Source organism: Paraburkholderia sp. HD33-4, from assembly GCF_021390635.1.
GTDB lineage: Bacteria > Pseudomonadota > Gammaproteobacteria > Burkholderiales > Burkholderiaceae > Paraburkholderia.
In genome coordinates, this window is sequence record NZ_JAJEJS010000001.1 from 1,618,715 (window position 1) to 1,633,118 (window position 14,404).

Below are 14,404 nucleotides of genomic sequence, written 5' to 3' on the forward strand. Positions count from 1 at the left end.
GTCATGAACCTGCTTGACTTGATCGATTCTCCGGGCAAGTTGCGCGATCTGGAAGAGAGTGAGCTTCAGCGCCTCGCGGACGAGATTCGGGAATTCGTGATTGAAAGTGTGTCGAGTAGCGGCGGTCACCTGGCATCGAACCTCGGTGTGGTGGAGTTGTCCGTTGCGCTTCACTATGTATTCGATACGCCGCGCGATCGGCTGGTGTGGGACGTGGGGCATCAATCCTACCCGCACAAGATATTGACCGGCCGAAAGTCGCGAATGGCAAGCGTGCGGAAGGTGGGCGGGATGGCCGGTTTTCCCGCGCGCGAAGAGTCGCCTTACGACGCGTTCGGTGTCGGGCACGCCGGTACGTCCATTTCGGCTGCGCTCGGCATGGCCTTGGGGCTGCGCGGTCGAGACGCCCGCGTCGTTGCGGTGATCGGCGACGGCGCTCTGTCTGCCGGTATGGCGTATGAAGCGCTGAATCACGCAGGGGCCTGCGAGGCGCTGCCGCTGACCATCGTCCTGAACGATAACCGCATGTCGATTTCACCTGCGGTGGGCGCACTGAATGATCATCTCGAGGCGCTGGTGACCAGTTGGCGCGACGAAACGAATGTGCCTTTATCCACGCTATTCGAAACGCTGGGTCTGGACTACGTCGGTCCCGTCGATGGCCACGATATTCCGAAGCTTCTCGCCGCGTTGCGGGACGCGAAGACACGCAAACGCCCGCACGTCGTTCACGTGGTGACGAAGAAAGGCAACGGTTATCGACCTGCGGAACTGGAGCCCGTTGCCTACCACGGGCCCAGTCCGTTCAATCCCGGGACAGGGCTCGCGCGCCCGAGCGGCGGCAAGCTGACCTATAGCCAGATATTTGGCCAATGGCTGTGTGACGCGGCTGCGTCGGATGACCGAATCTTCGGCATCACGCCCGCGATGAGCGAAGGCTCGTGTCTGAGCGAATTCGGGCGTCGCTATCCGGATCGCTACATCGACGTGGGGATCGCGGAACAGCACGCTGTCACGCTGGCGGCCGGCCTCGCCGCTGAGGGGATGAAGCCCGTTGTCGCCATCTACTCGACGTTTCTTCAGCGCGGGTATGACCAGCTCATTCACGATGTCGCCCTGCAGAATCTGCCGGTCCTGTTCGCGCTGGATCGCGCGGGGATTGCCGGGGGCGATGGTGCCACGCATCTGGGTGCGTTCGACATTGCGGCCCTGCGTTGCGTCCCGAACATGGTGGTGATGACCCCGTCCGATGAGCAGGAATGTTATCGCATGCTGAACACCGGGCTTGCGTGGCCTGGACCGTGCGCCGTGCGATACCCGCGGGCGACGACCGGATCTGAAGTCATTGCCCAGACAAAAGAGACGCTGCCGCTCGGGCGGGGCGTGATTTGCCGGGTGTCCGGCAAGCGGCGCGGCGCACGGGTGGCGTTCCTGGCGTTTGGCCCGTTGCTCTCGGTCGCGATGGAAGTCGCAAAGGAGATCGATGCGACCGCGGTCGATATGCGCTTCGTCAAGCCGCTCGATGAAGATTTATTGCTGACGGTTGCAAACGAGCACGAGGTGATCGTGACACTCGAAGAAGGCACCGTGCTGGGCGGAGCGGGTGCCGCATGTGCCGAACGGATTGCGGCTGAAGGGTGGGCCGTACGGATGCTGCGGCTCGGACTTCCCGACGCGTTCGTCCCGCACGGCGAGCGTTCCGAACTGCTCCGCTTGAATGGCCTCGGTGTCGCAGGCGTGCGCGAAGCGGTCCTGGCGTTCACCGAAGCGGTAGACGTGCTCGACCAGGTTTGATGATCGCGTCGAGCCGGCGGCTTTGGTTACGCCATGTAAAGAGTGAATTGAGGCGGCCCTGGTTGGACGCAGTCGGCGTTGATCCTATAGTTGTTCAGACTGGTTACACATAGAGAGAGGTGGAAAATGAAGTTCGCGATGAAAACTGAAATCCGCAAGGACGATCTTGCGACGATCGTGCATGCGATGAAGTCCGTGGATGCCGACGCGAAGGTCGATGTCGATGTTGGCGCACAAACCGTGAGCGTCGATTCGTGGTTGATGCCCGAAGAGTTTCTCGTGGCGTTTTACGACGAGGACATGGACGTGGGCATTGCCGAATGGTAGGAGCAGCCGACGGTCAGCCGCCGGTGGCCCGGATGCAACTCATTCTGGCCCATAGACGACCTAATTGCTGACGCACACCGCTTCAATCGTTGTCAGAATTATTGGAACCCTTTCCCACGGTATTTCCAGGCGCACGTCAAAAGAGTGCCGGGTGGACTGTGCTTCGTGCGGAGAACCCGCTGACGCCGTCGTCCACGAGCTGGTAGGGGACATACGCTGTTCTTGAGTCGGAAGGGAAATGATCCGTTGTGTTTGGCGGCTGATCGCATCAGCGCCCGTTTCCGTGCGAGTCAAGTATGAACCAGAACCCGAAAATTGCTCCAGAGAGCTCCCAGAAAGCGCCGCTTCCCGGCGAACCGATGTCAGGCGCCGACATCATCTTGCGCGTACTTAGCGAACAGGGTGTCGATACCGTGTTCGGCTATAGCGGCGGCGCGATCCTGCCGACCTACGACGCGGTGTTTCGTTTCAACGAACTGTACGCCGATGAGCCCGAGCGTCAGATCAACCTCGTCGTTCCCGCCAACGAACAGACCGCCGGTTTCATGGCCGCGGGGTACGCGCGCGCGAGCGGAAAGGTCGGCGTGTTCATGGTCACGTCCGGTCCCGGCGCGACCAATGCGGTGACACCGATTGCCGATTGCAATGGCGATTCGGTCCCGGTGGTCCTCATCTGCGGGCAGGTGCCGCGTGCCGCGATCGGCAGCGACGCTTTCCAGGAAGCGCCCGTGTTCAACATCATGTCGGCGTGCGCGAAGCAGGTGTTTCTGGTTACCGACCCGGACAAGCTCGAAGCAACGCTGCGCACCGCATTCGAAGTCGCGCGCACCGGTCGTCCCGGGCCGGTCGTGGTGGATGTGCCCAAAGACATCCAGAACTGGACCGGCAGCTGGCAGGGGCACGGCACGCTGGCGTTTCGCGGCTACACCGACCGTCTTCACAAGGTGGCGAAGGGAGCGCGTCTCGAAGAGAGCGAGCGCCACGAATTCTTCGATCTGCTGGCGCAAAGCAAGCGCCCGCTGCTGTACGCGGGTGGGGGCATCATGACGGCCGGCGCCACGGCGGAACTGCGCCAGTTCGCCGAGCGCTACCGGATTCCCGTGGTGAACACGTTGATGGGGCTCGGCTCGATATCCGTGAAGCACGAGCTGGGGCTCGGCATGCTGGGCATGCACGGCGCGGCCTGCGCGAACTATGCGGTGGAAGATTGCGATTTTCTGATCGCGGTGGGTGCACGGTTCGACGATCGCGTCGCCGGCGGCCGCCCCCACGCGTTTGCGCCGCGAGCGCGCTACGTCGCGCATATCGACATCGACGAAGCGGAGATCAACAAGGTGAAGCGCGCGCACTGGAGCCACGTGGGCGACGCGAAGGACACCCTGGTTTCGCTGATGCAACACGAAACGCACGTGCAGGCCCCTTCGGCGTGGCTCGACCACATCAAGGAGCTGAAGCAGCGCTACGGCATGAACTATGACCGCGCGAGCCCGCTCATTCAGCCGCAGTTCGTGGTGGAAAAGTTGAGCGAGATTACTGGCGGGCGCGCTATCGTTACCACAGGCGTGGGCCAGCACCAGATGTGGGCCGCGCAGTTCTTCGACTTCGTCGAGCCGCGCAGCTTTCTCACCTCGGGCAGCATGGGGACGATGGGCTTTGGCTTGCCCGCTGCGATCGGCGCCCAGATGGGCCGCCCGGATGCCCTCGTGATCGACATCGACGGTGACGGCAGCATGCGTATGAATATCGGCGATCTGGAGACCGCGACAACCTATGGCGTGCCGGTCAAAGTGCTGCTGTTCAACAATGTCGGTGACGGAATGATCAGGCAGTGGCAGCGCCTCTTTTACGACGGGCGATTGTGCGTGAGCGACAAGTCGCTGCATCGAAAGGACTTTGTCATGGCGGCGCGCGCCGACGGCTTCGAGTTTGCGCAGCGCGTCGAGGCACTGAGCGACGTCGAGGAAAAACTCCGCGCTTTCGTGGCATTTGACGGTCCGGCGTTCCTCGAAGTCATGATCGATCAGGATGCCGATGTGTTTCCGATGGTCGGACCAGGCATGAGCTACTCGGAAATGATCACCGGGCCGTTCATCCCGTCGAGGGACGGCGACGAGTCGGGGGTTACGCGTGCAGGTCATCAACCGGCTTCGGACATGTTCTAAGCCAGTACCAGCGCGCCGGTTTGCTCGTGACGCGCATTTCGTCTTTCCGCCATGTAACAAAAGAAGTTCTGGCTACTGCGTTTGTCGAGTCGAGCCGCCACCCTGCAAAGAGATCGAGGGGCTGCTTGCCTGATCGTGTTTGGTCCCTGGTGGTTCGAAACCGGCCGCGCAAGCGATTGCGCAGCCGGTTTCGAATTCCCCGATCGAGGCGAAAATCAATAAGGAGTGTGATGCAATGAACGATAAAAACGAAATCGTCGAACTCGTCCAGCGTTATTTCGACGCCACCTGGCGAGGCGACGTGGAGCAATTGAGGACGGTGTTCGATGCGCGCGCGATCGTGGCGGGGGAGGTGAATGGTCAGCCGTACTACAAGACGATCGACGAGTATCTTGCGGGTGTCGGAGACAGGCAATCGCCGGCCGAGCTGGGCGAGCAGGTCGAAACGGAACTGCTGATGCTCGATGTTCAGAAAAACGTCGCGACGGCGAAACTGCACGTACGCATGCTGGGTTTCAATTACTACAATTATTTTTCGATCATGCGCCAGCGCGACAAATGGCTCGTCATTACGAAGACGCTAACCAACGACGCATAAGCGGCTCTCGTGCGCCCGTGCCCCGACGAGCCATCCAGGTCCGGGGCGCGGGCGATGCTCGAGCGCTTATTGACCCGCGCTCTGGCCGCCGTCCACGTGCAGGATCTCGCCCGTCACGAATGGTGCCGAGTCGAGATACAGAATCGCATTGACGATGTCGCTCATTTCGCCCATGCGACCGACCGGATGCATCGCGCCGAGCGTGGCGTGCGTTTCTGGAGCATGCATCGGCGACTTGATCACCCCAGGCGAAACCGCGTTGGCACGGATTCCCGCGCTCGCATACTCGATTGCGAGCGACCGCGTCGCAGCGTTCAGACCGCCCTTGGTGAGCGACGCAAGCACGGACGGGACTTTGCTGTTCGCCTTGTCGGCAAGCGTGGTGGTGACGTTCACCACGTGACCGCTGCCGTGTTTCTGCATCGCTTCGATCGCATATTGCGTGATATGGAAGAAGCCGTTCAGGTTGACGTTCAGGATCGCGGCGTAGTCGTCGGCCGTGTACTGCGTGAACGGCTTCGCAATGAAAATGCCCGCGTTGTTGACGAGCGTATCGACCCGGCCGAAGTGCTCGATGGCGGCGTTCACCACGCGGCGAGCCGTGGCGGCGTCCCCGATGTCGCCGGCCACGGCGACATAGTCGGCCTCAGCGGCCGGTGCGATGGAACGGGCCGTGGCGACCACGCGGTGGCCCTGCGCGCGGAAGGCCTTGACGGTTTCGGCGCCGATGCCTTGCGATGCTCCGGTGACGATGACGACCTTGGAAGTGCTCATTGTGTATCTCGCAGTATGGGTAAGCCGGCCGGGCGGCCGTTCGAATCGATGGATCCGATGCACAAGCATCCTAGGCGCATCGGTTGCGAATCCGAACACACATCATGGACAAAGAGTCTTGCGTCGTGAGAACAAATCGCGGCGGGGTGGCGAGGCCGCGCACGCGGCGATTACTCAGGCGGCGACCTCGGTCGTGTGGGACTGCTGGCGGTATTGCCGGGGAGTGAGCTTCAGGCGCCTTTGAAACACCATGCGCATGTGAGCGGCGTTATGAAAGCCGCAGTCGAATGCGACGGTTTTCATTGGAATGTTGCGTTCCTCCAATAGCTTCTTTGCCGCACCGACACGGACCTGATCCACGAAGGCGGAAGGGGTCGTTTGGAGATGCTTCGCGAAGATCCTTGATAGCGTGCGCCGGCTTACGTAGACCGCGTCGGCGAGTTGCTCTATGGAAAGCACATCGGAAAGATGATCGTCGATATGGCGTTGTACTTTTCCGATAATCGAACTTTCATCGTTTGGCGTCGCAACGCAAGGATTGCGTTCGTAGGGCTCGCTCTGCAGATTGGCGCCAAGACGTCTTGCCACCTGTTCGGCGAGCTTCTGACCCCAGTCTTGCGCGATGAACGACAGACCAAGGTCGAGTCCGGCAGTCGCGCCGGCAGATGAAATCAGGCGTCCATCGCGGATCAGGTTTTTGTCGGGACGAATCCGGGCGCGGGGGAATTCGCCGGCCATCTGGCTCGCGTCGGTCCAGTTCGCGGCAATCTCCTTGCCGTCGAGCAGACCTGTGCGCCCGAGCAGCCATGCGCCGTTGCAAATGCAGCCGTATCGCTTCGACTCGAGTGCGCGTCGCCGCAACCAGTCCAGAAACTCCTGCTTCGGCCGGACGTGGGTTGCGTGAGAGGCGGCTGTCACCAGCAGAACATCGATGTTTGCGCGGAAGTCCGCGTAGGCCCACGGCACGCACAGCTGCATGGCGTTCGAACAGGCAACCCAGCCTGCGTGCTCTCCTACGAGGGAAACCTGATAGTGGCGCGACTCGCTGAGCAAACGGTTCGCTTCGGAGAACACATCGAGCAGGCCAGCCATATCCATGGCCTGTACACCATCAAGCACCACGATAGCGACTTTCATGTTGCGCACCCAACCTGACCGATGATCACGATAGCCCGATGACCCGCTGAAGAAAGCATAGGCGTGCAGCGCAAGGCTGACCATTCTCCGAATGGCTGAAGCTGCATCTTGCCGGCATGCGGTCCCTAATACGCCGGTATGACCCGCGTAGTTCTCAGGCGTGGTGCGTCAAAAGGGACCAGGACGAAGAGCATGATTTATGGGGGCGCCTGCTTCAAAGGAAAGCAGTGCTCACAGTGTGCAAGCGGTGGCGATAAGTCTTGCGATTGCTTACCATATGGCGTGCATCGGCACTTTCCGCCATCACGAACATTTCGAAGATCGAGCGATGAACCACGATAGCGTTGGGACGCGAAGTGAACAACTACCGGACTCGCTCGTGTACGTGATCGACGACGACGAGTCTATCCGAGGTGCGCTAACGAGTCTGCTGATGTCAGTGGGTATCGAGGTTCGCGCGTTCGCGTCGGCTGACGATTTTCTTGCCGTGAAAATGCCGGACGTGCCGAGCTGTCTCATTCTCGATATTCGACTACGAGGCGAGAGCGGCCTCACGCTTCAGCAGGAAGCCTTTAAGGAGAGCATTCGATTTCCTATCGTCTTCCTGACGGGGCATGGCGACATTGGCATGACCGTCAAGGCAATGAAAGCGGGTGCTTTCGATTTCATGACAAAGCCATTCAAGGATCAGGATCTGCTCGATACGATCGCCGCGGCGCTGAAGCGCGATGGCGAATTGCGGCGCCAGGCGAGGCTCGTTGCGGGCGTTCGTCAAGCGTACGATTCGCTGACCGCGCGCGAGCGCGAAGTGATCGGGAGGGTGGCGGAAGGCCTGTTGAACAAACAGATTGCCGACCTCCTGTGCCTTAGCGAGGTCACGGTCAAGATCCATCGGGCCCAGGCCATGCACAAGCTCAACGCGCGCTCCGTGGCTGAGCTCATCAAGAAGTTGCAGCAGGTGCAACCGGCTCCTCAGAGCGCCAGATAGGCAATCGCCCATTCGCTGCGCCATGGCTGCCCGCCTCAGCGCGCGGATCTCGCCCCGCTAATACGGACTGTCGGAAGAATCATCCGAAGGTGTGATTGCTGCCCCTTCGGCGCGCTTGTATTTTGCAGAAAGATTCCACCTCTCTGCATCATTTCAATGGCCACCGGACCTCAGATAAAACCAGCGCGTTCGCCTGCAACGATCGCCTTGGTGGACGACGATGAATCCGTGCGGATGGCGCTGTCCAGTTCGCTGCGTTCGGCGCGCTGGAACGTCATCGACTACGCGTGCGCGCACCATCTGCTGGGCGATACGCGCCGCTCGGAACTGAAGCTCGTCGTCGCCGATATCCAGATGCCGGGCATGGACGGCTTTGCGCTGCTCGAGTCGATCAAGCTGTGGAAGCGTCCGATCCCCGTCATTTTCATTACTGCGTACGCGAGCCGGGAAGTGCACGAGCGCGCAAAACGTGACGGCGCCGCGGGCTTCTTCCCGAAGCCCGTGGATGACGCAGGACTTCTCGCACTGGTTAGTGAGCTATTGAAAAACTGACGCGAGCAAAGGTCCGAAATTCCGGCGCTGCCGGGCCTGACGAGTTGCCGCTATGCTGCCCGCTCGTTCAGGCCATCCGGATGTATTAGACGCGCACGCGCCTGCATCAGGCATCACATCACATCGGACGATACCGTCGCGCGGCCTACGCGCTTACGCTTGAACCGTCGGCCAGAGCAAATCACCTGTGAGGTGCGAGATGGATCAGCTTTACATGTTGCGCGCATTCGTCGCCGCTGCGCGGTATCAGAGTTTCAGCAAGGCCGCCGAATCGTTGAATGTGACGACCGGGTCCGTGTCGAAGGCGATCGCGAGGCTCGAAGAGTGCGTCCAGACGAGAGTCCTGCTCAGGACCACGAGGTCCGTTTCCTTGACGGACGCAGCGCAATCGTACTACCTGATCTGCTGCCGTTTGCTCGATGAGCTCGACGAGGCGAACCGGCGCATCGCGCTGGAGCATGAGGTCAATGGCGGAAAGCTGCGCCTTGTCGTGCACCCCATGCTGGTGAACGGGGCGTTCTCACGGTTGGTACGGCGCTATCGCGCCATCGCGCCTCATGTGAGTCTGATGGTTTTCGTACAGGATCACGCCACCAACCTGTTCGATGGCCGTTTCGATATCGCCATTCTTCCGCCTCAGCTGGTCGAGCAGTCCACCGTGATTCGCCGGACGCTATCGCGGGCGCCTCGCATTCTCGTGGCCGCCTCCGCGTATCTCGAGCAATATGGCGCACCGCAATCCGCTGCGGATCTTGCCAATCATTTTCTGCTGATCGATCCGGAAACGAGAAGGAAGGGTGGGGAATTCATCGTTCTGCATGAGGGCGGCCGGAACGTGAGCATTTCGCCCATGTCGTCGATGGAGGGCAACGAGGTGCTGCTTCGCGCGGCGGCGCTCGACGGCACCGGCATTGCCACGCTGCCTGAAACCATGGTTCGCGACGACATCGATATGGGAGATCTCGTGCACGTCCTGCCGGAATGCACGGCACCGGATAGCACCGTTGAAATATGCCTTTTCTATGCCCACCGGGAACTGATCCCGGCACGGCTCAGGATGTTCGTCGACTTTTGTACGGAGTTCTTTCGGGCGCCAGCGAAGGCGGGTGCCGGTGACGTGATACGTCTGCCGCAACCGGTCGTGCGAGACGAAGATCTCACGATGATTTCGTGATGCCGTGTTCGTACTCCGCCCCTTCGCGCCGTATTTGCGAAAAGGGCGCTCGCGACCCCAAATAAACAGGCAGAGGCCAGGCCCGCAATGGCGGGCATGATTTGTGGAGGTGGCTATGTCTTACGTTTTGCACACCTGGATATTCGTAGGCAGTACTGCCTATGACGAATACACCTTTGTTTCATGGCTCAACAGAAACGTTTATCGCCGCACGGTGGATCTGAGTCATGTTTGCCTGCTGTGAATGTCCTGCTACGGAATCCGATCTCTAGCGACTGCATTCAGGCTTTGGGAAAATGCGGTTCTCACTTCTCACGAGTTTGAATCAGTACTGGACATGGCGACTTGTCGATGACAATGCCGCATGTCGACGGGTTGGCCCAGCGCCGTAGCCGTGACAAGTGGTGGTGCCCCATCACAATGACCTCCGCGTTCAGCAGCCGGGCCTGTTCGACGACAACGTCGGCCGGATTTCCGGCGCAGAAGTGCTGTTCCACGATGAGATTCTGGTCGGCGAGCCGGGCAGCTGCGGCAGCCAGGACAGATTGTGCGAAAGATGTCTGCGCGTGGGCGAAAGGATAGGTCAGCCCATCGGGCGCGACACCGCTCTCGCAGCCGGAAGGCAATGCGTAGGATGGGTCGACGATGCATAGAAGGTGTACGGTCGCCGTACCTGCCGCTGCCACGCGGTTGGCCAGATCGATGACGTGGGAACTCTGGGGCGAGCCGTCGAGAGGAACAAGGAGGATATTAAACATGGGAGGCCTTCAAAGATACGAGTGACATCCAGCCTTGATCGTCGCCAGGAGACGATTCCGGCCAGTAAGCACTGGTATTCTCATACTGATTCAGCAAGCTGTCGAACCCCCGTCAGACAATATCGGGCCTCCATGCGAGATGGCACCGGCGCAACGTTTGTCGCGCCGTAGCTTCACACGTTCACATCGTGATCTACCCAGGAAGGTCCCGCACCACCTCGGTCAACTTGCCGGAACTGATTTCGTAAAAGAAGCCGTAGAGCTTGACGTGCTTCGGCACTGCCGGGCTGGAACGAAGCAACTTGATGTCATAGCTAAGCGACGCCTCAAAATCCATGATGGCGAGGCTCTCGTGATCAAACAACGTCGAGATATCAGCGTGATGATGATCACGAAACTCTTCGATCATCAACTCGGGGGTCAAGGTCGTCAGGCCGCAGAGTGAGTGGTGAACGACAACGACGTTTTCGACGTCAAATATGTAGTCCATAGCGGCCACGGACTGCAGGGCGAAGGCGGCGCGCCCACCCGCGTTGGTCGCGGCAAACAGTGTTCGGGTGGATCCGACTCGAACGCCATTTTCGTCGGTGATGATTTCCCCCGGGTAGACCTCGTCGCCAAAATACTCGGCGACCGCCTGTGGGATTTCGACAGCCCGAGGATCGAGACAGTGGATCACAAGTGTCTTCATCGGGATGGCCTGATTCGCGCCCTCGAAGGTATTCATATCGAATCCGGGTTGATTCCTGTACTCGTAGCCGCTGAACCTGCTCATTTGCTTGCTCCGTTGGCGTTTATCCAGGGTGTAGGACACCGCCCCGGGAAGTTGCTGTCGAAATTGATGATTTGTCGACGGCAACCGTTCAAAAAGACCAGTTTCGAAACAGCTCGAACAGCCGAAATTGGCCGGGCGCTCTGCGAACCAGGGGATCAGATGGCCGTTGAGCACGCGCTCGCGGCCGTAGGGGATGGATTGGATTCTGGACGAGTTTCGACGCGAAAACATCACGGTCCGTGGCAATTCAATTGTTCCCTTCGGGCAACCATGCGTCAGCTTTGAGCCGACTCGTTTGGACCTGACCGGAATGTAAAGAAGCCTACGAAAGCTGATACTTCTCGCGCACCAGATGGCCGATCCCGATCCGGTCGAGAATCGCCAGCGGGCACAGGATGGTGACACGCACCGTGCCCGGCAGGCGGCTGATTTCAATCGACCCGGTGATGGTTGCGCGGTTGAGCACTTCTTCATACGACAAGCCGGTCACGGACGCTGCGCGGCGCAAGCCGATTTCGGTGGCTTCGTTGAGATTGACGCCACTGCCGATGAAGGTGACCGGCCCGCTTTGCTCGACCTCGTGTTGCCCCCAACGGGCGCCGAGTTCCGCGACACAACGGCGTTGCGCGGCGCTCATGGGGCGCGCCATGGGCGGGAGATCTTCCACGTTTTGCAACAGGATCGGCCCGTCGAGCGTGAGTTGCTTGATCACCTCGACGCTCAGCTGCGTCTCGCCCGAGACGTCAGTGGCGTGCCCTGCGATCTCTCCGTTGCCTTGCTGCGCATGCATGTCGCCGAGATAAACGCCGGCGCCCGGCACCTTGACCGGACAGATCACGATACATCCCTCGCGCACCGAATTGGTGTCCATGTGGCCGTCGGTTTTCGCGGCGTGGAGCACCTCTTCGCTCATTGCGTAACGGTGCGGCGCGCCAACCAGGTACTGACCGAAATCGGCGCAGTTGTGCGAATCGGGCAGGTCCTGGGATGGCGTCGTGCCGATGTTGCCAAGGAAGGGGCGCATGTGGGCCGCCACGCCCGGCATGTCGGCGCGCGCGAGCGAGAGGATGGAGTGCTGGGCCGCAAGCTCGGGCAGTGCCGACATCCGCGAGGCATCGGCTGCCAGGCGATCGGCCACGCTCTGGTTGACGGTGAGGCTGACCTGGTTTTCGTGATCGAACACGATCACATAGCCGTGCCTGAAGCGGAACGCGTTGGCCTGCGCACCGCAATGATCGCAGCGAACCGCGTCAGCACCGATTCCTTCGAGGTGACTCGCCGGATGTTCGGTGCCGCATGCCGGGCAAAACTTGGCGACGAACGGGTCGCCGTGGTAGCGCCCCTCCACGAACTGCATGACGCCGGAAGACGTCGCCAGCGACGTGACGCGCATGCGCTCGATTTTCAGCGCGACGGCGTCGCCCACTTCCGCGCCGGCAATGGCGACCGGCTGGGTCACTTCATGGCCGCCCTGAAATGCCGGCGTAATCATCGGTCCCCAGCAGCCCGGCGGCGTGCCGGCGATCAGCGTGCCGCCGTCGGCGAGCGGACCCAGCATGGGTTGGCTGGGGCCGAGCAGGCCGTCGGTGTACGACGCCACGTGCAGACGCTGCACAGGGGCACGGTTTGAAAGGGGATTGGGCAGAGTGGTTGTCATGATCATCTCCATGCGCCGCAACGGTCGCGGCGTTTAAAAGTTAGGCAGACTGAACAAAATCAAACATCGAGTTGACTGTGTTTGACGCCGGTAATGAGTTCGCTCGCAAACCAGGTGGCGAGCAGCGCACCGGCCCGTGCGATGCCGTCCGCCTCGCCGAGGCGGGCGGCCAGCTTGTCGCAAAGCGACGCGAAGCTGCGGTTGCGCAACACATGCAGCAAGGCTTCGTATTCGACGGCATCCACGCGCTTGAGGCTGCAGGTCAAGCCGCGGCGCCAGACGAGCAAGCCGCCCGGCTCGGCGAGCATCTCACCCTCGGGCGGCGATGCTTCGTCGCACAGCGCCGTCCAGATATCGTCCGCGTTGGTCGTGGCGGCACGGACCTTGAGCGAAGGGGTGAATTGCAGGCTGGCGGATTCCCAGTCGATTGCGGCAAGCGTCGAGGCGGGAACGCAAGCGGCATCTCGCGCGACGAACGCTTCGTCGAGCGCGCGCTCGATCCATGCGAGTTCATGCAGATCGGGGTGGTCCGGGTAGAGCGAAGCGAGCGTTTCGCCGAACGCGTGCGGGTAAGCGTCGAGCGTCCATGTATGCGGAGGATGGCGATTGATGTGCGTGAGCGCTGCGGGCAGGAAGGCTTCGTCCCCCATCCATTTGCGTACCTGTGCGAACGACTGCTGCAGGCAGTCGACAAGCTGGCTGCGGTAATTGTTTTGATAGACCGCGAGCCCGCGCGCGGCCGGGTCGCCAAGGCTGTGCGCCGCGTCGTCCGAGCCGTCCGCGAGCCAGGCCTGAAAATGCAGCTGCCACTCGGCGAGTCTCATGCAGCCTCCGCGATGCGCAATGGCGCGTGCTTCGAGCCGAGCGCTCGCGCATGCGAGAGCTCGGCGAGCAGGTCGGCGAGCGGCGGAATATCGGCATCGCGCTCGATCATCGTCGCGACCGGTCCCAGCCGCGAGATCGCATTCGCATAGAGTGACCACACGTCGGCACATACGGAGCTGTCGTGCGTGTCGATGAGCAGCCCGTCACCCTGCGAATGTCCCGCTAAATGGATCTGGCGCACGCGTTCGGCAGGCATGCCTTCCAGAAATGCGATGGGGTCGAAGCCGTGATTCGTAGCGCTCACGAAGACGTTGTTCACGTCGAGCAGCAACTCGCAGCCGGTGCGCTTCGTCATGCGCGCGATGAACTCCCATTCGGTCATGGGTGCATCGTCGAAGGCGAGATAGCTCGACGGATTTTCGATCAGCATGGTGCGGCCCAATGCGTCCTGTGCCGTCGAGATGTGCGCGCAGACCACGTCGAGCGCTTCCTCGGTGTAGGGAACAGGCAGCAGATCGTGTGAGTTGAAGCGCCCGATGCGCGACCAGCTCAAGTGATCGGAAACGAAGAGCGGGTCGATCTCGTCGACGAGTGCCTTCAGGCGCCGCAGATAGTCGCGGTCGAGGTCGTCTGCCGAGCCAATCGACATCGACACGCCGTGCAAGGCGACGGGGTGCCGCTCGCGTACCCGGCGCAGGATGTCGCGTGGCTGACCGCCTTCGACCATAAAGTTCTCGGATATGACTTCGACGAAATCGACCGGCACGGCCGTCTCGAGGAAGTCGCGATAATGTTCCCTGCGCAGGCCGAGGCCATAGCCGAAGAAGGGTGGGTTGGGTGCAGGCATCGAGCGGACTCCGCCAATGAATACGGGTTGCGGCCG

The 14,404-nt window shown here is 61.0% G+C and carries 14 protein-coding genes; 7 read left to right on the forward strand and 7 right to left on the reverse strand.

What is annotated here, in order from left to right; genetic code table 11:
- Window positions 1-3: 3 nt before the first annotated feature.
- From dxs to L0U84_RS07125, 4 genes are all read left to right on the forward strand, one after another.
- Window positions 4-1,794, forward strand: a complete 1,791-nt coding sequence (dxs, locus tag L0U84_RS07110; protein WP_267939515.1) for a 1-deoxy-D-xylulose-5-phosphate synthase — start codon at window positions 4-6, stop codon at window positions 1,792-1,794.
- 126 nt (window positions 1,795-1,920) lie between these two features.
- A complete protein-coding gene (locus L0U84_RS07115; protein WP_233848832.1) occupies window positions 1,921-2,121 on the forward strand; it encodes a copper chaperone in 201 nt (66 codons plus the stop codon).
- A 296-nt stretch (window positions 2,122-2,417) separates the two neighbouring features.
- Window positions 2,418-4,283: a biosynthetic-type acetolactate synthase large subunit gene (gene ilvB / locus L0U84_RS07120; RefSeq protein WP_233848833.1), complete on the forward strand. Its 1,866-nt coding sequence runs from the start codon at window positions 2,418-2,420 to the stop codon at window positions 4,281-4,283.
- Between the two features lie 235 nt (window positions 4,284-4,518).
- Window positions 4,519-4,881: a nuclear transport factor 2 family protein gene (locus L0U84_RS07125; RefSeq protein WP_233848834.1), complete on the forward strand. Its 363-nt coding sequence runs from the start codon at window positions 4,519-4,521 to the stop codon at window positions 4,879-4,881.
- A 66-nt stretch (window positions 4,882-4,947) separates the two neighbouring features.
- Here the strand turns inward: L0U84_RS07125 and L0U84_RS07130 are convergent, their stop codons facing one another.
- Window positions 4,948-5,655, reverse strand: coding sequence for an SDR family NAD(P)-dependent oxidoreductase (locus tag L0U84_RS07130; protein ID WP_233848835.1), 708 nt, complete (start codon window positions 5,653-5,655; stop codon window positions 4,948-4,950).
- 174 nt (window positions 5,656-5,829) lie between these two features.
- Window positions 5,830-6,792, reverse strand: coding sequence for a GlxA family transcriptional regulator (locus tag L0U84_RS07135; protein ID WP_233848843.1), 963 nt, complete (start codon window positions 6,790-6,792; stop codon window positions 5,830-5,832).
- Between the two features lie 328 nt (window positions 6,793-7,120).
- On the opposite strand from L0U84_RS07135, the gene L0U84_RS07140 reads away from it, so the two are divergent.
- The 3 genes from L0U84_RS07140 (at window position 7,121) to L0U84_RS07150 (ending at window position 9,506) form a co-directional block, all read left to right on the forward strand.
- Window positions 7,121-7,780 (forward strand): response regulator transcription factor, encoded by a 660-nt coding sequence (locus L0U84_RS07140; RefSeq protein WP_233848844.1) that lies wholly within the window; start codon window positions 7,121-7,123, stop codon window positions 7,778-7,780.
- Window positions 7,781-7,990: 210 nt separating this feature from the next.
- Complete coding sequence (locus L0U84_RS07145; protein WP_233848846.1) at window positions 7,991-8,332, forward strand: response regulator transcription factor; 342 nt, start codon at window positions 7,991-7,993, stop codon at window positions 8,330-8,332.
- A 214-nt stretch (window positions 8,333-8,546) separates the two neighbouring features.
- Window positions 8,547-9,506: a LysR family transcriptional regulator gene (locus L0U84_RS07150; RefSeq protein WP_233851964.1), complete on the forward strand. Its 960-nt coding sequence runs from the start codon at window positions 8,547-8,549 to the stop codon at window positions 9,504-9,506.
- A gap of 305 nt (window positions 9,507-9,811) precedes the next feature.
- Here L0U84_RS07150 and L0U84_RS07155 read toward each other — a convergent pair whose 3' ends face one another.
- From L0U84_RS07155 to bufB, 5 genes are all read right to left on the reverse strand, one after another.
- Window positions 9,812-10,264 (reverse strand): universal stress protein, encoded by a 453-nt coding sequence (locus L0U84_RS07155; RefSeq protein ID WP_233848848.1) that lies wholly within the window; start codon window positions 10,262-10,264, stop codon window positions 9,812-9,814.
- A 193-nt stretch (window positions 10,265-10,457) separates the two neighbouring features.
- Window positions 10,458-11,213, reverse strand: coding sequence for a carbonic anhydrase (locus L0U84_RS07160; protein WP_233848849.1), 756 nt, complete (start codon window positions 11,211-11,213; stop codon window positions 10,458-10,460).
- A gap of 148 nt (window positions 11,214-11,361) precedes the next feature.
- A complete protein-coding gene (locus tag L0U84_RS07165; RefSeq protein WP_233848850.1) occupies window positions 11,362-12,696 on the reverse strand; it encodes an acetamidase/formamidase family protein in 1,335 nt (444 codons plus the stop codon).
- A 59-nt stretch (window positions 12,697-12,755) separates the two neighbouring features.
- Window positions 12,756-13,520, reverse strand: coding sequence for an HvfC/BufC N-terminal domain-containing protein (locus L0U84_RS07170; protein ID WP_233848851.1), 765 nt, complete (start codon window positions 13,518-13,520; stop codon window positions 12,756-12,758).
- Entirely contained in the window at window positions 13,517-14,368 is an 852-nt protein-coding gene (gene bufB, locus L0U84_RS07175; RefSeq protein ID WP_233848855.1) for an MNIO family bufferin maturase, read from the reverse strand. Before bufB ends, L0U84_RS07170 begins: the two co-directional genes overlap by 4 nt.
- Window positions 14,369-14,404 lie beyond the last annotated feature (36 nt).